Source organism: Bacillus sp. BR3(2024), from assembly GCF_039134555.1.
In the GTDB taxonomy this organism is placed as follows: domain Bacteria; phylum Bacillota; class Bacilli; order Bacillales; family Bacillaceae_G; genus Bacillus_A; species Bacillus_A cereus.
The window spans coordinates 168,857-191,549 of sequence record NZ_CP152433.1; the positions used below are offsets into that span (position 1 = coordinate 168,857).

Sequence of the window (22,693 nt, forward strand, 5' to 3'; positions counted from 1 at the left end):
TCATATTGAGATGATTTATTATAAAATATATACTTAAACTACTATCAGTACATACATCAGGGAGGACTAATATGACAGGAAATAAAAATGACTTACTAGTAGAAAAACGTGAAGAGTTATTGAAAGTATTGCAAGCTCGTTTTGAGAAAAACATGAACCGCCATGAAGGTCTTGAATGGGCTAAAGTTGAAGCGAAGCTGACTACTAATAATGAAAAAATGTGGTCACTTAACGAAATGGAAATAACTGGTGGTGAACCGGATGTTGTTGGTTATGATGAAGAAAAGGACGAATATACTTTCTATGATTGTTCAAAGGAGAGTCCTAAAGGCCGCAGAAGTCTTTGTTATGATCTTGAAGCGTTAGAATCAAGAAAAAAACATAAACCAGAAAATAACGTTATTGATGTTGCCAATGCTATGGGCATTGAATTATTAACGGAAGAACAGTATCGGGAATTGCAACAACTTGGCGATTTTGACATGAAATCATCAAGTTGGGTACAAACACCTTCAGATATTCGAGAACTCGGTGGTGCTTTATTTTGCGATTATCGCTTTGGACATGTTTTCGTGTACCATAATGGAGCAGACTCTTACTATGCTGCCAGAGGTTTCCGTGGCTCGTTAAAAGTTTAAATTAGGAGAAATAAGAAAAAGAGCCTATATTCAGGCTCTTTTTCTTATTTATATTTTAAAAGTAAACTGTTACTATGCAGTTTTACTTAATTTATATGTTCCGTGGTTGTTTTTACGGAAAAGTTTAGGGAAAACATAGCCATCTAATCCAATACGTCCAGCGTTCTGCCCTGCAACTAAAATGAACATAGTCAAAATAAGCAGGTTTGGGTTTACACTAACGGTTCCACTTAATAAAAATGAAAGATTCATTATGATTCCGAAAAATGCAGCTGTTTTTGTTAATCCGCCTAAAATTAAACCTAGACCTACTAAAATTTCTCCCCATTGAACTAAAAAGCTAAATAGGTCTGCGTTTGGAAGGACAAAATGTTGAAGAAAATCTGCCCACCAACTTTGTACTGCAGGGTGGTCACCTGATGCTTGAGCAATAGCACCCTTTAGAAAGCCACTTGCGTCAAAAGATTGTCCGAAGACTTTGCCTATCCCAGCAGCGAACCATGTATACCCTATGTAAAGCCGTAAAAGTAATAATATGAAAGTAGCACGTTTATCAGTTCTTAAAAAATTGATAACCATTGAAATCCCTCCAATATTGTATTTACATGTTTATTATATATATATTGTGAACAAATTCACAATGGATATAATGTGAACAAGTTTATGATTTTTTATTTGTAAAATTGTACATAAAGCATTTTGAAATTTATTTTTGGAAGGTGAAGAATAAATGTAGTATGGGAGCTATCTATTTTAGTAGAGAGCTCCCATAGTAAACAGATTCATGTAGTTTTTTTAGTGTATCTGGGCATTACGTATTATTTCTCTGGCTTTATATAAGGAACAACTTGCGCAGTCACCCCTACAGAAGCACCGCGAATAAAATCTTGGTTTTCTAATGCTTTAAAGTTTTCCGTTTTTCCTGTTAGCATAACACCTAAAATTTTCACTTGATCAAATGGTTTGTTTTTGTTTGCTTTTAAAAACTTCTGTATATCTTCGTCATGTCCATCGTCATCGTATTGATTAAGTGAATCAATGAACTCTTTGTACGCTTCTTTAGGGGACTTGTCTGGATTGAATCCGTAAACAGGCATACCAGCAGGTCCTTTACTTTCATCTCTGATTGGTGAGGTCATATATAGCCATACGATATTTAAGTTATCTGGTATTTTTGTTTGAACCTCTTTTAATGTATAGGGTTGATTGAAAGAGATGGCAACTTCGGCAACATAGTTGTTCATTTGTGAAACTTCACCTAATTCATTTTGCACACCATCGTGATAATCTTTAATAGCCGGATTATAAAATGTCGCAAATTTATTCTTTGTTTGTTTATCATACTCATAGAAATTTGTATCTGACCAATAAAAGCCAGGTGTTAACTCATTGAAGTCAATATGAGTCAGGAACCAACCATAAGAACTTGTTAATGTGTTCCATGGGACTACATAACCGTTAATGTTTTTGGAACGGTTTGATATAATATTGCCGCCAAACATAGATGAATTACTTGTTACTTGAGAATCAATTTGTACATTCGGTTCTGCAATTGCGTTATGTAAAAAGAGATGTTCGTGAAGTTTCGTAGAGCTTTTCGCTGCGAAGTAATTGCCAACTTTATAAATGATAGGGATAAGCATCATGACAACGATAATAGAGGTAATGATGATTTTAAGCAACTGTTTCCTTTTAGCCTTTTTTAAAGCATCTTTTAAAGAAGTATCCATTAATTTTTTCCTCCTACTTTAGAATGAATTGTCTTACGTGCACGATGTAATTTTTGTTTGACGCTGTTTACTTGAATATCTAGTATTAGAGCGATTTCTTCGTATGTAAAATTGTAATAATATTTTAAAAAGAAGGCTTCTTTATATTCTAATTTTATATCTTTTAATAAATAGAAAATCTCATCTTTATTTAAAACTGTATCCAATTCTCGGTCTGTATATTGAAGTTTTGAATAGATTTCTTCAGTTAAGTAGATGTTTTGCTGTTCTTTTTTGCGTTTTAAATCAATGTATTCATTTAATGCGACTCTGAAAAACCATGGACGTATGTTACTCTCGGTTAGATTATCTAGCAATGTGTATACTTTATAGAAGGTATTTTGGATGATGTCTTCTGCATCTTCTTTTATAGCCCCTTTCGCTAGTAGTAGTTTGAACACTTCCTCCCCTAGATTGATAAGATAGGAGGTAAATATATTTTCTTTTCCCATCACTTTTCCTCCCTACACTTATACAACGAATAGGTAATGATAAATGTATACACTTAAATTTAAATTAGTTATTCACTATGGTTTATAGTACACGATACTTTATAAATAGGAGTGGTTCTTTTATTTTTTGAAATATTAAATCTTTAGTGCTAAAATAAAATTTGGAGATATATGTAAAGGAGACAAAGACTCAATATGTGGATGAACTTGTAATGATTAGAAACTAGATAGATGAATTTTGCTCTCATAAGCGAGGGTTTATTTAGTCATCTGTAAATCATTCAAGGAATGCATATTTGGATTGTACATCCCTTTTATAAGGATAGGGGCCTATTTTATGTATCTGTCTTTTTTGTGGGAAAGTTTATATCTCTTATATAAAATATGCGTCCTTTAAACTTGGAGGAGTATATGATGAACCAATTAAAAAATAAAGTAGCAGTTATTACAGGGGTAAGTCGTCTAGATGGTATAGGCGCAGCGGTTTGTAAAGAATTAGCTGAATCAGGATACGATATATTTTTTACGTATTGGACAGCTTACGATAAAGAGATGCCTTGGGGCGTTGATAAAAATGAACAAATACAATTAAAAGAAGAGTTACTAAAAAACGGTGTTAAAGTCTCAAGTATGGAGTTAGATTTAACTCAGAATGATGCACCGAAAGAGCTTATAAATAAAGTTACTGAACAATTAGGGTACCCTCATATATTAATTAATAATGCAGCATATTCTACGAATAATGATTTCTCTACGTTGACTGCTGAAGAATTAGATAAGCATTATATGGTGAATATTCGTGCGACTACATTGCTCAGTAGTCAATTTGCCCGAGGATTTGATAAAAAATCTGGTGGTAGAATTGTGAATATGACTTCGGGGCAATTTCAAAGTCCTATGGTAGGAGAACTAGCGTATGCAACAACGAAGGGAGCTATTGATGCTCTTACTAGTACGTTGTCAGCAGAGGTAGCTCATTTAGGAATAACAGTGAATGCAATTAATCCAGGACCAACTGATACAGGATGGATGACTGAAGAGATAAAACAAGGGTTAAAGCCGATGTTTCCTTTTGGCAGAATTGGTGAGCCAAAGGATGCAGCTAGACTCATTAAATTTTTAGTAAGTGAAGAAGCTGAGTGGATTACTGGGCAAGTTATTCATTCAGAAGGTGGATTTAAAAGATAAAAAAGAAGGTATCTCACCTTAGTGAGATACCTTCTTTTTTAATCTTTCTTCAACCTTCGTGCAATACCATTCCCTAAAGACTGTAATCCTTGAACGAGGATAATTAAAATAAAGACAGTTGCATACATTACTTCAGGTTCATAGCGTAAATGTCCGAAGCGGTATGCTAAATCTCCTAGCCCACCAGCGCCTACAAGACCAGCCATTGCTGTTGCGCCGATTAAGCCAATCGTTGCAATTGTTAATCCAAGTACAAGGGAGGGACGAGCTTCTTTCACCATAACGTGCCAAATAATTTTTATAGTAGAAACGCCCATCGCTTGATAGGCTTCAATAACGCCGCGATCTACTTCTAATAAAGCAGTTTCCATTAATCGTGCAATATAAGGGGCCGTGAATACGACAAGCGGTACGATTACGCCTTGTACACCAATGGAGGTACCCATTAGAAACTTTGTAAAAGGTAAAATGAAGAATAATAGAATGATAAATGGAAGAGAGCGAATGATATTAATAATTGTATTAAGAATTGGGTAAATGATTTTATTTTCGTGCTGCCCACCAGGTCTCGTTAAAACAAGTGTAACACCAAGTGGTAGTGCAATAAGGATAGAGATGAATAGTGAAATAGATGTCATTTGAAATGTTTGAATGGTTGCTTCCCATATGACTTTACCCCATTCATCCAAAAAGGACTTGTTTCCCATAATCTGTTCTACCCCCTTCTACGATGATTCCTTGCTCTTGTAAAAATGATAAAGCGTGGTTGATTTCATTTTGTTCCCCTTGCATATGAATGACAAGTTTCCCGTATGCCTCATGTTTTAACTGTGTAATATTACCGGATAAAATATTTGGATACACTTGGAAACGTTTTGTAGCGATAGCTAACGCTGGTTCACCAGAAGAATTTCCTATAAATGAAAGTGTTACGATTTCTCCGGTTCTTTGTAGTTCTTTTTGTACTTCAGCTGGGATTTTTGCTGCAAATGCACTATTTACAAATTTCTTCGTTGTTACATGTTGTGGGTTTGTGAAGATCTCCTTCACAGTCCCGCTTTCAATTACTGCTCCATGTTCCATAACAGCAACTCGGTCGCATATACGTTGGATGACATTCATTTCATGTGTAATTAATAAAATTGTAATCCCGATTTCCTCATTAATCTTTAATAATAGGTCAAGAATAGAATCAGTTGTTTCTGGATCTAAAGCACTCGTTGCTTCGTCGCTTAATAACACTTCCGGTTCATGTGATAGTGCACGTGCAATGGCAACACGTTGTTTCTGGCCACCAGAAAGTTCACTCGGATAGGCATCTTTTCGATTAAAAAGATCGACAATACGTAAATACTTTTCTACCCTTTTTTCAATTTCTAATTTTGGAACGCCAGCAAGGCGTAACGGTAATGCGATATTTTCATAAACGGTAACAGTTTTGAGCAAATTGAATCCTTGAAAAATCATCCCGATTTTTTGTCTCGCTTTTGCTAGTTCTTTTGTAGACAGTGTTGTTAAATCTTGCTCGTTTACAATAATATTTCCTGTCGTTGGTTTTTCTAATAAATTTACACAGCGAATTAATGTACTTTTGCCAGCGCCACTATATCCAATGATTCCAAATACTTCGCCCTTTTTTACTTGGAGGGAAGTGGACTTAAGAGCTTCCACATTCCCCTTTTTTGTTGTAAATACTTTGGATACATTTTTTAATTCAATCATTATCGTCAGCTCCTACCAAGACGGTAAAACAGAACCATCAAATTTTTTCTCGATAAATTCTTTTACTTCTTTAGATTGATAAGCTTTCTTTAATTTATTTACAACAACATCATCTTTATTTTCAGTACGAACAACTACCCAGTTCACATAAGGCGAATCTTTGCCTTCACGGAAAATGGAATCTTTCGCAGGGCTTAATTTTGCACCTAATGCAAAGTTTGTATTAATTGCAGCTGCTTTTACTTCACTTAGTTGTGTTGGTAATTGAGATGCCTCTAACTCAACAATCTTTAATTTTTTTGGATTTTCAATTACATCTTTCGCAGTCGCTTTTTCTGTCGCTTTTGGATCCACTTTTAAAACCCCTGCTTTTTCAAATAACTTTAAAGCACGAAGTTCATTCGTTGGGTCATTTGGGACAGCGATTGCGTCGCCCTCTTTTAATTCTTTTACATCTTTTATGTCTTTAGAATAGACGCCCATAGGGAATGTTACTGTTGAAAATACTTCGGTTAATTTCATATTACGTTCAGCTTTAAATACGTCTAAATATGATTTCGTTTGATAGCTATTTACATCAAGGCTTTTTTCATCGAGGGATACGTTTGGTGCTACATAATCATTAAATACTTTTATATCAATTTCGAGACCATCTTTCGCTGCCACTTCTTTTACCTTTTCAAAAATCTGCTCATGCGGCCCGCCTGTTACACCGACAGTAATCTTTTTCTCATCTAACGCTTTTACTTGTTTATCTGAACCTGCGCTACATGCGCCTAATAATAGTACCGCTCCGCTTACAATGCTTAATAATACTTTCTTCATCTATGATTCCCCCTTCATATACGTTCCAAAATAAAAAGCACCTCTCAAAATAAGAGAGGTGCCGAATAGACGAAATAGGTTCCTCTCTTATCTTCCAAAACGAAAACTCGTTTTGCAGGAATTAGCACCTTAGCTTATACGTCATAAGCTCGGTTGCCGGGCATCATCGGGCCAGTCCCTCCGCCACTCTTGATAAGAGTATGTGTATGTAGTTTTTTAGTATGGTACTAATAGTAAATCTTACAAAAAGAATTGTCAATATTGTTTTCTGAATATATTTTATTTTAAGGTAATCGAAATGTTTCCTTTTTTATGCCCTTTTTCCACATACATATGAGCTTCAGCAATTTCTTCTAATCGGTAAGTTCTATCAATAACAGGTTTTAAATGTTCTGTTTCAGTTAGTCTTTTTAGTAGAATCATATCCTCTTTACTTACTTTTGCCATCATTCCATTCACAGATACATATTTTCCATTAGGCGCTAATACTTGTTTACAAAGGGATTTTTTATGCTTCCCAACTGCATCAAATATAATATCGTAACGCTCGCGCCGCTTAGTAAAATCTTCTTTCGTATAATCAATCACTTTATCCGCTCCTAAAGATTGCACTAGTTCAAAATTTGAATTACTACAAACAGCTGTAACGATCGCACCAAAATATTTAGCGAGTTGTATGGCAGCTGTTCCTACTGATCCAGAGGCACCATATATGAGAACTTGTTGCCCCTTTTTTATTCGGCCTTTTCTCAGAAAATGCAACGCTGAAGTTCCACCAAAAGGAATAACTGCCGCTTCTTCATACGTTACATTGGTAGGTTTTAATGTTATTAATCCACTTTCATGCACGCATGTGTATTCGGCATAACCACCAAGATTTAGTTCTGTTAATGCAAAAATTTGATCTCCTTTTTTAAATTGAGTTACATCTGTCCCGATCTCCTCTATCTCTCCTGCTAATTCTACGCCAAGTATAGGGTTTCTCGGTTTTCTAAGTCCTAATATAAGTCGCATAGGAATCCAAAATAATAGAGGGCTATTAAATCCGCGTATTCTACAATCTCCAGTCGATACACTTGTTGCGTGAATTTTAACTAATACTTCGTTCTTTTTAGGTATAGGTTTCTCTATATTTTGAAGCTGAAGAACGTTAGGTGGTCCATACTGTGTGCAAATGATCGCCTTCATAATGTCCTCCTGAAATGAGTTGTCTTTATTTACATCATATTTAAGATCTTTATTAAACATGTCGCTATATAGTGAGTATAGATTAAAAATTATATAGATTTCATAGGAAAAGAGGTGATATTATTTTGGGAAAGGGGGCAACAGTATGAAAAAAATTATTTTTGTTTCAAGTTTAGTACTTGCAATCAGTCTAGGGGTAGGGTGTAGTAATGAGAAAACAGCAAAGACGGATGAGCCGAAAAAAGAATCCGTTCAAAAAGAAAAGGAATTAACGGCGAAAGATGTTTTCAAGAAAACGAATGAAGCTTTTAAAAATGAAGAACATGTAACGATGACATATGGTGTAGGGGTAAAAGCTGAGGGAACAGAGATGGATATATTAAAGGCTAAGATGCAATTAGAGCCAAAGACAAAGAATTCTCGTTCTGAAATGAATATTTCCGGTACAGATGTTGTAGTGTATACTGTGGATGGTAAAGTTGCTGGTGAGGTAAAAAACCCTAATACAGGAGAAGTTGTAACCGTACCAGAGGAGCAATTAAACGCTGGTGGAATGAAAGCGACTCAAGATATTATAGATAAATTAGAAGTACCGGAAGTAGTTTTAGATAAAATGAAGCTGGAGAAAAGCAGAGATAAATATAAACTGAAATTTACATTAAAAGGGCAAGAAACAGAAAGTATGTTAACTAGCATGGATGAAACGCAGAAGAAAATGTTACAAGCACAAAATGCGAAGATAGAAGAAGTGGATGCAGAATATATCATTACAAAAGATTTTAAATATGAATCAGCAAAGATAGACATGATTATGAGTAGCAATGGCAAGGATAAAGCACACATTATTACGAACGCAAAATATACGTCGTATGAAAAGTTTGACCCAATACAATTGCCAGCAGCAAAGTAACAGTTTTGATAAGGAGGGACCTAAAATAAGGTCCCTCTTTTTTGTATTCTTTCTTCATAGGAAAATAGGTACAATATAAAGAGGAAAAGATGTAGAAGAGGAGAGTGTCATTTGAAAAAAGGAAAGATAGCGGCGGTCATTGTTGCATATACGGTTTTGCTTGCAACGTCTGTACATACGTATAAAAAACAAATTGATCATCCTATTATGAGTGATGTAGGTAAATTGCTTCCGACAAAAATAAAACGTGTTGAAAGTGCTACGGAAGAGCGCTCGTTAATAAAATTAGTGCGAGATGCAAAAGTTTCAGGAGAGAAAATTTCCATTGCAGGCATGCAACATAGCCAAGGAGGACAGACATATTATCCAAATGGCACGATGCTCGATATGAAAGGATATAATAAAATATTAGAATTTGATCCAGAGAAGAAGCAGATTACAGTTCAAAGTGGTGTCACGTGGAATGATATTCAGAAGAAAATAAATCCATATGGCCTTGCGGTACAGGTCATGCAGTCTCAAAATATTTTTACTGTTGGTGGTTCATTAAGTGTAAATGTACACGGGCGTGATATTCGTCATGAGGCACTAATTGATACAGTAGATTCATTTAGATTGTTAATGGCAGATGGTACGGTACGTAATGTAAGTAGAGAAGAAAATGCAGAGTTATTTCCATATGTCATTGGGGGTTACGGTTTATTTGGAGTTATTTTAGATGTGACGCTGAAGTTAACAGATGATGAATTATATGAAATGCACACGAGAATGATAGATTATAAAGAATACGTATCTTATTTCAAAGAGAAAGTGAAAAGAGATGAAAATGTTCGTATGCACTTAGCGCGTATTTCTGTTGCTCCAAATTCATTTTTAAAAGAGATGTATGTGACAGATTATACTTTGGCACAAAATCAAAATATGAGAGAAGAGTACAGTGAATTAAAGGAAGAAAATATTATAGCGGTACCGAAATTTTTACTTGGGTTATCACGTTATAGTGATTGGGGAAAGAATACGTTTTGGGATATACAAAGAGGTTATTTTGAACGTACAGATGGAAAGTATGAGACGCGTAATAATGTTATGAGATCAGATAGTGCTTTTATGGAATATGAAAATCCAAATAGGACCGAAGTGTTACAAGAATACTTTGTGCCTATAGATGCTTTCACGGAGTATATAGATGATTTACGTAACGTATTAAATGAAGAAGAGTTTAATTTACTCAACATTACGATTCGTTACGTGGAAAAGAATGAAAATGCAGTTTTGTCCTATGCGAAAGATGATATGTTTGCGCTGGTTCTTTTGATTAACCAGGGACGCTCAGAGAGTGAGATAAAGAAAACAGAGGATGTCATTCGGAAGATGATTGATGTTACTTTAAAGCATAACGGTAGTTACTATTTGCCGTACTATTCTTATCCAACGAAAGAGCAGTTAAAGAGGGCATATCCTCGTATTGAAGAATTTCTCAAGAAAAAGAAGGAAGTAGATTCAGAAGAGAGATTTGTGAATTTATTTTATAGGGAGTATACGAAATGACATATAGAAGATTTGTGGCTTCGCAAAGTATCATCATGATGGCAGGAAGTATGGTATTTCCTTTTTATATATTATTGCTTCGAAACATTGGAAATAGCTTCTCGCAATTTGGCTGGGCGTATGGCTTATTTGCTTTAACATCAGCACTTGTATATCCACTAGTGGGAAAGATATCTGATCAAGTAGGTGATAAAAAATTATTAATCATATACGCTTGGTCCATGGCAATCTTAATGCTTTGCTTTCCGATTGCCACGGAAGTATGGCATGTGTATATTCTTCAAATTGTAATGGGAGTTTTAGGTGCTGTGCAGCGTAATACTGAGAAGACTTCATTAGCACGAAAGGTTGCGCAGGAAAAGGCTGGTTATGAGATTGGAAAATACCATGTGTGGACATCCATTGGCGGAGCAGTAGCGGTTATTGCCACGGGATATTTAGTAGATTTCTTTACGATTGGTACAATTTTTTATATTGCATCTATTCTATATGTAGTGAGCGGGATTGTATTAAGTAGTAAAAAAATATAACTATTCCTATTTTCACCTTAATACCCTTTATTTGTTATACTAAAAGGGAATACAAAAGAAAAGGGGACAGTGCCTTTGATGAAATTTGTAGTTTTAGCTATTCTTACTTTGTTTTTGATTCCATGGACAAGAAGTAGTAGTAAGCTTCGAGCAGTGGATAAGAAGGGAGATAAGAAGGTTGTAAAGGGTAAGAAATCATCTATTTTAGTTATTCCTGTTTTATTTTGGATAGGTATTGCAATCTATGAATACTTTTGGCTAATTGATGATCGGGTAGACTCGATTCTTACTCATTATTCTGTTGCAGTAGCAATTTTAATTGGGCTTGTTTTATTTTCACAAGATCAAATAGGGAAATTAGAAGGTACATTAAAAGGACTTCTAATGTTTATTTTACTCGCAAGTTACGGCTACTTTGGTTATTTGCACGATATAGTAATCTCGCAAAAGAAATATGATTCTGTTGTTAAGGTAGAGAAAGATATTTCAGAGCCATTTACTGAAAATGACCAGCCGTTTACAGTGCCGCCAAAGACAGCGGAGAATAAGATGAAAAAAGTATTTGGTGATATTCCGAAAGTAGCTTATTTTGAGCTAGGAGAATTAACGCCACAAATGGTAAACGGCGAAGCTTTATATGTAGCGCCGATTGAAGTTTCAGGATTTTTTAAAGCGCGTAAAGCTGAGACAATTCCAGGGTATGTAACGATGTCAGGTACGAATCCTGATGCGGAAGCGAAACTGCACCTCGGTTATAAAATGAAATATGTGCCAAGCATGTTTTTTGGTAATAATTTAGAGCGTGTGGTAAGGCAAGCAGAACCAAATTTAATCTTTAAAGGAAAACCTAAATTTGAGGTTGATGATAAAGGAAAACCATATTATACAATGACGTATGGTGAATTTATTTCAGGAAGATCTGGATTTGAGGTAGAAGGTGTTGTCGTAGTAGATGCACAAACAGGTGAAGTGAAAAGATATGATAAAGGAAAGGCACCTAAATTTGTTGAGGGTGTATTAAATCATGAGACTGCATCTACGTTAAATACGTACTTTGGTAAATATATTCACGGATTTTGGAATACGAAATTCTCACAAACAGATATGAAAATTCCGACTGAGTGGGGAACGAAAGAAGGCGTGACCCCGATCTTTGGTAAAGATGGAACACTGTATTATTTTACAGACTTTACTTCTCCAAAAGAAGGAGTAGATTCAGCCCTAGGCTATTCATTAGTAGATGCACGCACAGGCAAGCTATATTACTATAATGGAAAAGAAGTAAAGGGGATTATGGATGGTTCAGCAGCTACAGAAGTAGTAGATAATTCCTTTAAGAGAGAGAAATGGCATGGGACAATGCCTGTCATTTATAACGTATACGGTAAACCAGCTTGGATTATTCCGGTTGTTGATGACGGAGGCCTAGTACGTGCACATACAGTTGTATATGCTGCTAATGCAAAAATATTTGCGACAGGTTCTTCGCAGAAAGAAGCGCTTGAGAATTATAAAAACGTAATGAGCGGTAATGGTGATACATTTAGACCAACCTCAACAGGAAAAGAAGCGCAAAAAGAAGGTATTGTACAACGTGTATATAAAGAAAAATCAGGTGAAAATACAATCGTGTACGTACTTTTAGAGAATGAACAAAAGGTATTTATGATACCGGTGAAGAAATTCCCATATGCTATGTTTACAGAAGTAGGAGACCCAATTCAAATTACATATTTAGATACGGGAGAGATGATGTCCTCAGTATCTAAATTTACGAATAGCAATGTGAAAAAGTAAAGCGATAGAATTTCTATCGCTTTTTTTACATTATGAAAGAGGAAAACGCGCTGTACTTGACGTATGTTTATGATGTAACTATAATTGTTACGATTCAGTTTGTATAGGAAAGGGTGAATTGAAAAAGTGAATGAAGTTAATCACGAAATATATAAACCTGTAAAGGCAAACAGGTTATGGATGATTCTTGTATTAGGAACACTTACGGCGATTGGACCATTATCTATTGATATGTATTTGCCTTCATTACCGAAGTTAACGGATGATTTGCAAACAGGTGCATCCCTCGCGCAGCTTACATTAACAGCTTGTTTGCTTGGGCTGTCAGTAGGACAATTATTTGTTGGCTCAATTAGTGATATTTACGGAAGACGCAAACCTCTTATTATTGCTCTTATTATTTATGTTGCTTCTTCTTTACTTTGTGCTGTTGCGCCATCTATTTGGACATTAGTGTTATTGCGCTTCCTACAAGGAGCTTCAGGATCAGCCGGGATTGTTATATCACGTGCGATGGTACGTGATATGTATTCAGGTTCTGAAATGACGAAGTTTTTCTCACTGCTTATGTTAGTAAACGGAGCAGCACCTATTTTGGCACCGATTATTGGGGGGCAATTATTACAGTTTACAACGTGGCGCGGTGTTTTCATCGTTCTTGGAGCAATTAGTGTATTCATGTTAATCTCAGCTACTTTTGTATTGCGTGAAACATTACCTCCTGAAGAAAGAGAAACGGGTGGTTTGTCAGGGACTTTGGCGACGTACGGAAAATTGTTAAAGGACCGTCTGTTTATGGGATATGCATTGTCACAAGGATTAGTAACAGCGGCAATGTTTGCATACATTTCGGGCTCACCATTTGTGTTGCAGAACATATACGGAGCATCACCACAGCAATTTAGTTTATTTTTTGCGATTAACGGCATCGGTATTATTATTGCTAGTCAGGTAACGGGTCGTTTAGCGGGGAAAGTGAATGAGAAGACATTATTTGTTGCTGGTATTATTATCGCAGCTGTTGGTGGCCTATCTTTACTACTGACAATCGTACTAGGAATAGGTTTAATCGGTGTTTTATGTTCGTTATTCCTTGTCGTATCAAGTGTCGGGGTTGTATCAACAACTGGGTTTTCATTAGCGATGAGAAATCAGAAACAAGCTGCAGGAACAGCATCAGCTTTATTAGGCTTATTACAGTTCATTTCAGGAGCTCTTGTTGCGCCGCTAGTAGGTATCGGTGGAAGTAATACAGCATTACCGATGGGGGTTGTTATTGCGCTTTGTGAAGTAGGAGCAGTGTTATGTTATCTATTTATGGCCAGAAGAAGTGAGAAGCAGTTTGAACTGCAGCAAAAACAAAATTTAGAGGCTTAACAAAAAAGAACTGATTCAAAGGGAATGTTTGAATCAGTTCTTTTTTTCATTTCTTTGAAATACCTCATACATATTATTCATGATCGTATCATATAAAACAGCAAGTTTATCCCACACCCAGCGATTACTATCGACTTCTTTTTCCCCACAGTCGATAATATCGGTATGGTCAGTAATTTTATACGCTTTTTTAACGATAATAGGAGCAATCTTCGGTATACGTGGGATTTCCTTTAAGGTATCTGCAAAGTTTCCAATGTAGACATGACCGATGATTTCGATTGTTAATGATTTATCCGATATATTGAGCACGGTATGAAATTGATTTGTATGTTGTTGTTTTAAATATTGAGCTAACTTAAATGGAGCATGCTTCTTCTTTAATACGCGGCGAAGGCTCTCTGTATTTTCGATATGAAGTGATTTTTCGCGAATAAGGACACGAATATCTTCTCCCATAAAAGGTATTGTGTTGTACATAGATGATTCTCCTTAAAACCTTACATATGTTTGCGTTATGCATATGTAAGTCTAGCATGGTTTGTTCTTTATGTGTGCTTACAGTTTTGTAAGGTGAGTAGTAAAGCATTGCAAAAGTTATTTGTATAAAGTGACGATACTGTGACAAACATGTTGGTATATATATTACGATGTCGTCTTAAGTGTAAAAAGTAGGGCGTTCTCGGTATAATAACAAGTGGAGATAAAAGAAACTATAATGAGTAATAGCTGTAGATAAAAGGAGAAGAAGAGATGAAGAAGGTTTTGGGTATTGCTGTAATGGGAAGTATGCTCCTTCTAGCAGGGTGTAATGGAAATAAAGATACGAAAGAAAAGGTAGAGCAATCTACTGAACAAACAGAAGAGATGAAAGAATACCGTGCAGTACATGAAAAATACGATATAAAAATCAATAAAGAAATTAATAAAGCACTGCAGTTATTTGAAGTGGCAAAAGAAAAGGGCGGTAAGGAAATAACGAATGCTACATATAAAGAAGATGTGCAAAAGGTAACAACTAGCATGTTAGAAGATATTGATCATATACGTAAAGAAATTCGTGTTCCAAAATCGAAAGAGCAAGAACATGAGGTATATGTTGGTTTCTTGAATGAATCAGAACAAGCAATGAAAAAATTACAGAAGTTAGCTAAAGAAGAAGATTCATCGTTGATTCGTGATATAGAAATTAATTTTGCAACAGCATCGACATACTATAAACGTTTTCAAGCAGAAACGAAAAAATAACCTTGCCTATGCAAGGTTATTTTTTCTTCTTGCCATCTCCATCTTCATCCTCGGATACTAATATCTTCTGTTCTTCGTGAAATTCGGAAATAGTTTGCCCGGTAATATTATCGAAAGGGGTATAAAAAGAAGTGATACTTTTCTTTTTGATGAAGAGTTTGTAGAAGCCGATGATGACAAGTATAACGATTGTTAAGGGTAATCCTATAGTAGCTAGAAGTAAGGGGTCCATCTTATAACTCCTTTCATATCTTTTTTTATTATAAGCGAAATACGATATAGATAAATAAAAGTATTAAAAACTGATTTTTCTAAATATATCCAATTTGATTGACTTTTCATTTTTTCAGAATTATAATTCGAAATATACAATTTGAACCAAATAATAATATAGCAATTTACTTATCCAGAGAGGTAGAGGGACTGGCCCTATGACACCTCAGCAGCGGGTTCTGTAATAGGAACACCGTGCTAATTCCAGCAAGCAAGTCTTGAAAGATAAGTGATGGGCCTTTGTTTATTAAGCCTTGATCTTATTTTTTAAGATCAAGGCTTTTTGTATTCTAAAAAGAGAAAAGGGAGTAATGGAAAAAGTACGTTTATAAAACTAAGTAAATATATGTGTTTAGGGGGTTATTGGGGTGTATGTAATTAAAAAATTATCAGTTATGGTGTTCACGCTATGGGTTATTACGACGGTGACATTTCTAATTATGCATATTATTCCGGGGGATCCATTTTCATCAGATGCAAAAATCTTTCCTGAAGAAGTGATCCAAAACATGAGAGCGAAGTATCACCTTGATGAACCGTTATGGAATCAATATGTTGCTTATTTAGACGGCGTAGTTCATTTTGATTTTGGTGAATCTGTTCAATCAACCGGGCAAGGTGTATCAGAAATTATAACAACTGGTTTTGGTCCATCAGCAATTATTGGTTTACAAGCACTTATTATTTCATTGCTAGTCGGAATTGCTGCAGGTACATTTGCTGCTCTCTATCATGGGAAGGTAATTGATTACGGTGTAAGTTTACTTGCCATCCTCGGTATTTCTATTCCGAGCTTTATTTTAGCACCACTATTTATACAAGTATTGGCTATTCAATTCGAGCTCTTACCAGTAGCTTCTTGGGGTACATTTGAACATACGGTATTGCCATCCTTTGCATTAGCGTTAGGACCAATCGCAGTGATTACAAGATTTGTTCGCTCTAATATGATCGAAGTACTGCAGAGTGATTATATTAAGTTAGCGAGAGCGAAAGGTATACCGATTAAGAAGATTATTATAAGACATGCTCTTCGAAATGCAATTGTTCCGGTACTTACATTTGTTGGACCATTAATGGCGGGACTTTTAACAGGTACTTTCGTTATTGAAAAGATTTTTTCAATTCCTGGTCTCGGAAAATATTTTGTAGATAGTATTTTTAATCGAGATTATCCAGTGATTATGGGAACAACCATTTTTTATAGTGCACTTTTAATTGTATGTATTTTTATTACAGATATTATTCATCGTATTGTTGATCCACGTATTCGTTCTATTACGTAAGGAGGGGGATGTTTAGATGGGAGCTTATGAAATTAATGACCAGTTATTAACAAATGAAGAGAAGAAAGAATTAACGATAAATAAAGATCAGCAAAAGATTAGCCGAAAGAAAGAAGTGTTTCGTAAGTTTGTATCGAATCCAATCGCAGTTTTAGGATCAGTGACGTTATTACTCATTATTGTTTTCTCACTTGTTGGTGAAAGTTTAACGCCATTTACTGCGAGTGAACAAGTAAAAGAGGCAACAAACTTACCACCTAGTAGTGAGCATTGGTTCGGAACAGATGATTTGGGAAGAGATATATGGGCACGTACTTGGGCTGGCGGGAAAATTTCATTAACAGTTGGATTAGTGGCAGCTGCTCTTGATATAGGACTTGGTGTGCTAATCGGAGGATTTAGTGGATATGTGAGAGGGCGCAATCGCCTTGGGACATTAATTGATGAGTGGATTATACGAGGAATCGAAGTGTTATACGGTATCCCGTATTTATTAATTGTTATTTTACTATTAATTGTTATGAAACCAGGTCTTTTTACCATTATCATCGCCCTTGCATTAACAGGATGGATTGGTATGGCACGTCTCGTTAGGGCGCAAGTCTTATCTTTAAAACAAAGAGAGTTTGTTATTGCAGCGGAGCGATTAGGTACATCCCATATGAAAATTATATACGGGCATTTAATTCCGAACTTAACGGGCATTATTATCGTAAATTTATCATTTACAATTCCCGCAGCTATTTTCTCAGAATCATTTTTAAGCTTTATCGGACTAGGAGTGCAATCACCGGCAGCAAGCTGGGGGACGATGACGAATGATGCACTTGGGACATTATTGAGTGGAGAATGGTGGCAGCTATTCTTCCCAGCAATCATGATTGCGCTCATTATGTTCGCATTTAATGCGATTGGTGATGGTTTACAAGATGCAATTGATCCAAAAATCGTAAAACGGAATCGAAAGGAGAAAAAACATGGGACAGCTCTTATCTTTAGAAAACGTAACGTTAGCCGTTGAAAAAGAGAATAGTAACCAAGCAATTGTGAAGCATGTTTCCTTTTCTATTAGCGAAGGTGAAATAGTTGCACTTGTAGGAGAAAGTGGTTCAGGGAAAAGTGTTACAGCACAATCTATTATCGGCTTAAATCAAGAATCAATTCATATTGATGATGGAAATATATCTTTTGAATCAAAGGAATTAACGAATCTACAAGAATCAGAATGGAATCAAATTCGAGGGAAAGATATTTCGTTTATCTTTCAAGACCCACTTTCATCTTTAAATCCGACGATGAAGGTGGGAAGGCAAATTACAGAGGTGATTTTGCAACACGAAAAGAAATCGAAAAAAGAAGCAAAAGAAATTGCGATTAACTTATTAAATGATTTAGGGATACATGAAGCAGAGAAACGCTTTGAACAGTACCCACATCAATTAAGCGGAGGCATGAGGCAACGTATTTGTTTAGCAATCGCATTTGCCTGCCACCCCAAACTCGTTATTGCGGATGAACCTACGACAGCATTAGATGTAACAATTCAAAAGCAAATTATGGAGTTATTAAAGGAAAGAAAGGAAAAGCAAAATACGAGTATTTTACTAATTACGCACGATTTAGCACTTGTACGTGAAGTAGCGGATCGAGTAGTTGTGATGTATGGAGGACGTGTTGTTGAAAAAGGAACGATAGAGGAAGTGATAGGTTCCCCTAAACATCCATACACAAAAAGCTTATTACAAGCAATTCCGAATATGGATGATTCTGAAAAAGTATTACGTGCAATAGAAGGGACGACACCTTCCATTGAGACGTTAAATAGCTTTGGTTGTCCTTTTGTAAATCGTTGTCCAGTAGCGATAAAAGAATGTATTCATCGTTTCCCAGAGAGAACAACATATTCCAAGGAGCATAGTTCACATTGCTGGCAACATGTTCTGGAGCATAATAAAGCGAAATCAAAAGAGAAGGTGAATGCCTCATGACGACAGATTTAATTACTGTAAAGCAAGTAACGAAAACGTATGGAAGTAAAAATAAAGAAATCGCAGCGTTAAAAGACATATCACTTTCTATCCCGAAAGGAACAACGCTTGGCATTATTGGAGAAAGTGGTTCAGGAAAAACAACACTTGGTAAGCTCATAGCTGGGATTGAGAGCCCAACGTCTGGTGAAATTGATTATAACGGTCAAGTCGTTCACAAGTTGAAGGCAACTCATAAACGTGATTTCTTACAGAAAGTACAGTTTATTTTTCAAGATTCCACAGCAGCATTAAATCCGCGCTGGAAAGTACGCGATAGCGTAACGGAAGGCTATATTTCATTTGGTTTAGGTGATAAAGGATTGAAAGATAAAGTAGCAGGTGATGCGCTAGAGCGTGTTGGGTTAGATAGACGATATATTGATCGCTATCCGCACGAATTTAGCGGAGGACAACGTCAACGAATTGCTATTGCAAGAGCGTTATTGTGTGAGCCGGAAGTATTAATTCTTGATGAACCAATTTCGGCATTAGATGTTTCGCTTCAAATCCAAATTGTGCACTTGCTGCAAAAAATTCAAAAGGAACAAGGTTATACATATTTATTTATCGCGCACGATTTACCGATGGTTCACTATTTATGTGAAAAAGTAGCTGTCTTATACAAAGGAGAACTTGTTGAATTTGGAAATACGGACGAAGTATTCCGTAATCCACAACATTCTTATACAAAAACACTATTGGCATCAACACCAAAAATTTCAGGTTAAAGGAGAATGTAGGATGAAGAAGTTTTTACTGTTTGTCATTATGACTGTTTTAGCAATTACTTCTGTCGCTTGCGGTAAGAAAGAGACACAAAAGGCGAGTGCTGGTAAGGGAGAAGGAGATCGATTAGTAACGAATATTGGTAGCGATCCATATACACTTGATTCCGCTATTGCGACAGATAGTACTTCAGGTTATGTAATTGGACATTTATTCTCAAGCTTATATACGCAAGATAGTGATGGAAAATATCAAAATGAATTAGCAGAGAAAGAAGAAGTAAATGCTGATGGAACTGAGTATACAATTCATTTAAAGAAAGATATTAAATGGTCAGATGGTTCTCCTATTACAGCAAATGATTTTGAATTTGCATGGAAGCGATTATTAAATCCGAAAACGGGTTCTATGAATGCGACAGAAATGTATTTTATTAAAGGGGCAGAGGCATACAATACTGGAAAAGGTGAAGAAGGACAAGTTGGTATTCAAGTTGTTGATCCTCAAACATTAAAGGTAACACTTGAGCACCCAGTTTCTTCCATTAAACAAAAATTAGCAAGCTCATTATTCATTCCATTATCAAAAAAATCAATTGATGATAATAATAAATTAAAAACAGATCCAAAAGAGTTAATTACGAACGGACCATTCACATTAAAAGAATGGAAGCATAATCAGGCTATTACGGTACAAAAAAATAAAGAATACTATGATAAAAAGGTAACATTAAAAGAAATTGAGTTTCGTATTATTCCAGATTCTAAAACAGCGTACCAATTATACAAATCAAAAGAATTAGATTTACTAAGTAGTTTACCGCAAGAAATGATTGAGAAAGAAAAAGGAAATAAAGAATATAAACGTGTTGCAGGATTTTCATCTTATATTTATTCGTTTAACGTAGAAAAAGAGCCGTTCACAAATGCGAAAGTACGTAAAGCATTCTCATTAGCAGTTGATCGTAAGTTTATTGTTGAAAAACTGTATAAAAACAATGCACAAGAAGCAAATGCATTCGTTCCAGAAGGAGCAAAAACACAAAGTGGGCGTGATTTCCGTAAAGAAAAAGGTGGTTACGTTAAATTTGATCCAGCAGAAGCGAAAAAATTATTAGAAGAAGGTATGAAAGAACAAGGCTGGTCTACATTACCTGAAGTAACATTAAAATTCACTACAGATACACAACATAAAAAAGTAGCAGAAGCAATGCAAGAAATGTTTAAGAAAAATCTTGGCGTAGATATTAAATTAGAAAATAAAGAGTGGAAGAGTTACATCGACACATATAAGCAAAGTGATTTCCAATTAGCTTATATGGGATGGGGCGGTTCTCTATTAGACCCAATTACTAAATTAGATTTATATGCAGGTGATGGTCCAAACAATTATGCAAAATGGCATAATAAAGAATTTGATGCTTTAGTGAAGGAAGCAGAAGTAGAACAAAATGAAGATAAGCGTTTTGATTTATTGCATAAAGCGGAAGATATTATGTTTACAGATTCACCATTAATTCCAATTATATTCCCGTCGGATTCCTATTTACAAAAACAAACGGTATCTGGACTTCAATATTATGTTGGATCTAAACCAGATTTAAGATATGCCAAAATAAAGAAGTAGGCAACCGCCTACTTCTTTATTTTATTTCTCTTTTATATTCTTTTTTCGTTCCATCAGAGAAGACAACTTCTAAATCGAATTTTTGATAGTCTTTATCAAGTTTGAACACGTTCACTACTTGATCGATTACTTCTTGGTCAGGAGTATCTTTATCAAATTTTAATTCTTGTAGAAGTGGGCTTAATTTTGTGATAGCCTCGTCTCCTGTTAATTTTACATCTGCTTTATGATCTTCAATTTTTGCTTCCATTTTCTTGTCAGCTGCTACATTTTTATAGTCTGCTTCGTAGTCTTTCTTTGTATCTTGGTAGTCTGCCTTTAAATCGAATTCATTGAAGTTTAGTTTTAAATCTGCAGGAGCCTCATTTTTTGCTTCTTCAGTCGTCTTTTTATTAGAAGTTGTGTCTTCTTTGGCAGGAGCTTTACATCCTGTTAATGCAGGTACTAGCATAAGAGCTAATAAAACTGATAGTAGAATTCTCATTATAAATTCCTCCTTATGTAAATTCGTTCTATACAAGTTTTTCCCAAAAACATGTAATTATGTATGTGTTGAAAATAAATTATTATCCTGCAGTCACAAGGGCTAATCCGCAATTTAAATCAAAAACGATTTGTATGTATATGGTAAATTGAAGTTGTGAGGGAGGGGCTAAAATGCATGAAGAATATAAAGAGATAATAAAAAAATCAATTGAATATATAGAGAATCACTTACATGAGGAGCTTACAACAGAAAGAGTGGCATCTCACAGTGCAGTATCAATGTACCATTTTCATCGCATCTTTCAAAGATATGTTGGGATGAGTGTAACAGATTATATTCGAAAGAGAAGGTTAACTCATGCTGCGCAAGTTTTAGTGTCAACGGAGAGAGCTGTTATTGATATTGCAGTGCAATACGGTTTTTCCTCACAAGAGGCATTTACGAGAGCTTTTAAAAGAATGTTTCAATTGCCACCAAAGAAATATCGAAAGTACTTTCAGTCATTTTATATAGAAAGAGAGGGTGTTTCAATGCAAAAAGGTATACCGAAAGGATGGATCTTAAGTGGAAGTCATCCTGCTGAATATGAGATGGGTTTAGATTATGAAGTTGTCCATCAAGGAAAAGTATCTGCATACATAAAAGCAAAAGAGAATGTTACGCATGGAGGATTTTCAACATTAATGCAAATGTTCCGAGCGGATAAATATGTAGGGAAGAGATTACGTTTTACAGCATTTATTAAGAGTGAAAATGTAAGAGATTGGGCAGGATTGTGGATGCGAGTAGATGGAAAAGATACAGAACCGCTCGCTATGGATAATATGCAAAATCGCCCCATTAAAAATACGAATAACTGGCAATCGTACTCGGTTGTATTAGATATAAAAGAAGAAGCACTTGGTATTGCATTTGGTGTTTTATTATCAGGAGAAGGTTGTGTGTGGCTAGATAGTATTCGATTTGATGAAGTAGATGAAAAAATCCCTTCAACAGATTTGGCAGAGAACTTTTATGAAACACTTTTAGAAGATCCGGTGAATCTACAGTTTGAAGAAGTAGAAAAATAAAAA

At 35.4% G+C, this 22,693-nt stretch carries 24 protein-coding genes and 2 riboswitches; of the genes, 14 read left to right on the plus strand and 10 right to left on the minus strand.

Annotated elements, in window-relative coordinates; translation table 11 throughout:
• The first annotated feature begins 71 nt into the window (after positions 1-71).
• Positions 72-638 carry a DUF4256 domain-containing protein gene (locus V7S45_RS00985; protein ID WP_000147391.1) on the plus strand — a complete coding sequence of 189 codons (567 nt, stop codon included), beginning with the start codon at positions 72-74 and terminating at the stop codon, positions 636-638.
• A 72-nt stretch (positions 639-710) separates the two neighbouring features.
• Here the strand turns inward: V7S45_RS00985 and V7S45_RS00990 are convergent, their stop codons facing one another.
• The 3 genes from V7S45_RS00990 to V7S45_RS01000 form a co-directional block, all read right to left on the minus strand.
• A complete protein-coding gene (locus tag V7S45_RS00990; protein WP_025690519.1) occupies positions 711-1,217 on the minus strand; it encodes a DoxX family protein in 507 nt (168 codons plus the stop codon).
• Positions 1,218-1,456: 239 nt separating this feature from the next.
• Positions 1,457-2,368, minus strand: coding sequence for a sigma factor regulator N-terminal domain-containing protein (locus tag V7S45_RS00995; protein WP_006920121.1), 912 nt, complete (start codon positions 2,366-2,368; stop codon positions 1,457-1,459).
• Entirely contained in the window at positions 2,368-2,859 is a 492-nt protein-coding gene (locus V7S45_RS01000; protein WP_086401947.1) for an RNA polymerase sigma factor, read from the minus strand. The genes V7S45_RS00995 and V7S45_RS01000 overlap by 1 nt, the downstream gene beginning before the upstream one ends.
• Positions 2,860-3,270: 411 nt before the next feature.
• On the opposite strand from V7S45_RS01000, the gene V7S45_RS01005 reads away from it, so the two are divergent.
• Entirely contained in the window at positions 3,271-4,047 is a 777-nt protein-coding gene (locus V7S45_RS01005) for an SDR family oxidoreductase (protein WP_025690516.1), read from the plus strand.
• Between the two features lie 38 nt (positions 4,048-4,085).
• Here V7S45_RS01005 and V7S45_RS01010 read toward each other — a convergent pair whose 3' ends face one another.
• The 4 genes from V7S45_RS01010 to V7S45_RS01025 all read right to left on the minus strand — a co-directional run bounded on the left by V7S45_RS01010 (position 4,086) and on the right by V7S45_RS01025 (position 7,782).
• Positions 4,086-4,754, minus strand: coding sequence for a methionine ABC transporter permease (locus V7S45_RS01010; protein WP_000527136.1), 669 nt, complete (start codon positions 4,752-4,754; stop codon positions 4,086-4,088).
• Complete coding sequence (locus V7S45_RS01015; protein WP_000571355.1) at positions 4,729-5,769, minus strand: ATP-binding cassette domain-containing protein; 1,041 nt, start codon at positions 5,767-5,769, stop codon at positions 4,729-4,731. Before V7S45_RS01015 ends, V7S45_RS01010 begins: the two co-directional genes overlap by 26 nt.
• A 12-nt stretch (positions 5,770-5,781) precedes the next feature.
• Positions 5,782-6,594 carry a MetQ/NlpA family ABC transporter substrate-binding protein gene (locus tag V7S45_RS01020; protein ID WP_000756980.1) on the minus strand — a complete coding sequence of 271 codons (813 nt, stop codon included), beginning with the start codon at positions 6,592-6,594 and terminating at the stop codon, positions 5,782-5,784.
• Positions 6,595-6,678: 84 nt separating this feature from the next.
• Positions 6,679-6,793: riboswitch (SAM riboswitch) on the minus strand.
• Positions 6,794-6,873: 80 nt separating this feature from the next.
• Positions 6,874-7,782, minus strand: a complete 909-nt coding sequence (locus V7S45_RS01025) for an NAD(P)-dependent alcohol dehydrogenase (RefSeq protein WP_025690511.1) — start codon at positions 7,780-7,782, stop codon at positions 6,874-6,876.
• 145 nt (positions 7,783-7,927) lie between these two features.
• Here V7S45_RS01025 and V7S45_RS01030 point away from each other — a divergent pair, with 145 nt between their 5' ends.
• The 5 genes from V7S45_RS01030 to V7S45_RS01050 all read left to right on the plus strand — a co-directional run bounded on the left by V7S45_RS01030 (position 7,928) and on the right by V7S45_RS01050 (position 13,944).
• Positions 7,928-8,692 carry a hypothetical protein gene (locus V7S45_RS01030; RefSeq protein ID WP_025690509.1) on the plus strand — a complete coding sequence of 255 codons (765 nt, stop codon included), beginning with the start codon at positions 7,928-7,930 and terminating at the stop codon, positions 8,690-8,692.
• Between the two features lie 111 nt (positions 8,693-8,803).
• Positions 8,804-10,240: an FAD-binding oxidoreductase gene (locus V7S45_RS01035; protein ID WP_000715436.1), complete on the plus strand. Its 1,437-nt coding sequence runs from the start codon at positions 8,804-8,806 to the stop codon at positions 10,238-10,240.
• A complete protein-coding gene (locus V7S45_RS01040; protein ID WP_025690505.1) occupies positions 10,237-10,770 on the plus strand; it encodes an MFS transporter in 534 nt (177 codons plus the stop codon). Before V7S45_RS01035 ends, V7S45_RS01040 begins: the two co-directional genes overlap by 4 nt.
• 78 nt (positions 10,771-10,848) lie before the next feature.
• A complete protein-coding gene (locus V7S45_RS01045) occupies positions 10,849-12,567 on the plus strand; it encodes a DUF3981 domain-containing protein (protein WP_342761910.1) in 1,719 nt (572 codons plus the stop codon).
• Positions 12,568-12,684: 117 nt separating this feature from the next.
• On the plus strand, positions 12,685-13,944 hold the full coding sequence (locus V7S45_RS01050) for a multidrug effflux MFS transporter (RefSeq protein WP_224200803.1): 1,260 nt from the start codon (positions 12,685-12,687) through the stop codon (positions 13,942-13,944).
• A gap of 33 nt (positions 13,945-13,977) precedes the next feature.
• On the opposite strand, the gene V7S45_RS01055 is transcribed toward V7S45_RS01050, so the two are convergent.
• Positions 13,978-14,424: a hypothetical protein gene (locus V7S45_RS01055; protein WP_000282860.1), complete on the minus strand. Its 447-nt coding sequence runs from the start codon at positions 14,422-14,424 to the stop codon at positions 13,978-13,980.
• 273 nt (positions 14,425-14,697) lie between these two features.
• Between V7S45_RS01055 and V7S45_RS01060 the strand changes: the two genes are divergently transcribed.
• A complete protein-coding gene (locus V7S45_RS01060) occupies positions 14,698-15,192 on the plus strand; it encodes a hypothetical protein (RefSeq protein ID WP_000756541.1) in 495 nt (164 codons plus the stop codon).
• 16 nt (positions 15,193-15,208) lie between these two features.
• Here V7S45_RS01060 and V7S45_RS01065 read toward each other — a convergent pair whose 3' ends face one another.
• Complete coding sequence (locus V7S45_RS01065; protein ID WP_000371388.1) at positions 15,209-15,424, minus strand: DUF3951 domain-containing protein; 216 nt, start codon at positions 15,422-15,424, stop codon at positions 15,209-15,211.
• 167 nt (positions 15,425-15,591) lie between these two features.
• Positions 15,592-15,697: riboswitch (SAM riboswitch) on the plus strand.
• Positions 15,698-15,833: 136 nt separating this feature from the next.
• On the opposite strand from V7S45_RS01065, the gene V7S45_RS01070 reads away from it, so the two are divergent.
• The 5 genes from V7S45_RS01070 to V7S45_RS01090 are packed head-to-tail and all read left to right on the plus strand — an operon-like array spanning position 15,834 to position 21,133.
• Positions 15,834-16,751, plus strand: a complete 918-nt coding sequence (locus V7S45_RS01070) for an ABC transporter permease (protein ID WP_000289313.1) — start codon at positions 15,834-15,836, stop codon at positions 16,749-16,751.
• Between the two features lie 16 nt (positions 16,752-16,767).
• Positions 16,768-17,772, plus strand: coding sequence for an ABC transporter permease (locus V7S45_RS01075; RefSeq protein ID WP_000501525.1), 1,005 nt, complete (start codon positions 16,768-16,770; stop codon positions 17,770-17,772).
• Complete coding sequence (locus V7S45_RS01080; protein WP_000531264.1) at positions 17,729-18,739, plus strand: ABC transporter ATP-binding protein; 1,011 nt, start codon at positions 17,729-17,731, stop codon at positions 18,737-18,739. The genes V7S45_RS01075 and V7S45_RS01080 overlap by 44 nt, the downstream gene beginning before the upstream one ends.
• Positions 18,736-19,509 (plus strand): ATP-binding cassette domain-containing protein, encoded by a 774-nt coding sequence (locus V7S45_RS01085; protein WP_000205673.1) that lies wholly within the window; start codon positions 18,736-18,738, stop codon positions 19,507-19,509. The genes V7S45_RS01080 and V7S45_RS01085 overlap by 4 nt, the downstream gene beginning before the upstream one ends.
• Positions 19,510-19,522: 13 nt before the next feature.
• Positions 19,523-21,133, plus strand: coding sequence for a peptide ABC transporter substrate-binding protein (locus tag V7S45_RS01090; RefSeq protein WP_025690493.1), 1,611 nt, complete (start codon positions 19,523-19,525; stop codon positions 21,131-21,133).
• Between the two features lie 16 nt (positions 21,134-21,149).
• Here the strand turns inward: V7S45_RS01090 and V7S45_RS01095 are convergent, their stop codons facing one another.
• Positions 21,150-21,617, minus strand: a complete 468-nt coding sequence (locus V7S45_RS01095) for a YusW family protein (protein WP_001221552.1) — start codon at positions 21,615-21,617, stop codon at positions 21,150-21,152.
• A 173-nt stretch (positions 21,618-21,790) separates the two neighbouring features.
• On the opposite strand from V7S45_RS01095, the gene V7S45_RS01100 reads away from it, so the two are divergent.
• Entirely contained in the window at positions 21,791-22,690 is a 900-nt protein-coding gene (locus tag V7S45_RS01100) for an AraC family transcriptional regulator (RefSeq protein ID WP_000544202.1), read from the plus strand.
• The last annotated feature ends 3 nt before the right edge of the window (positions 22,691-22,693 follow it).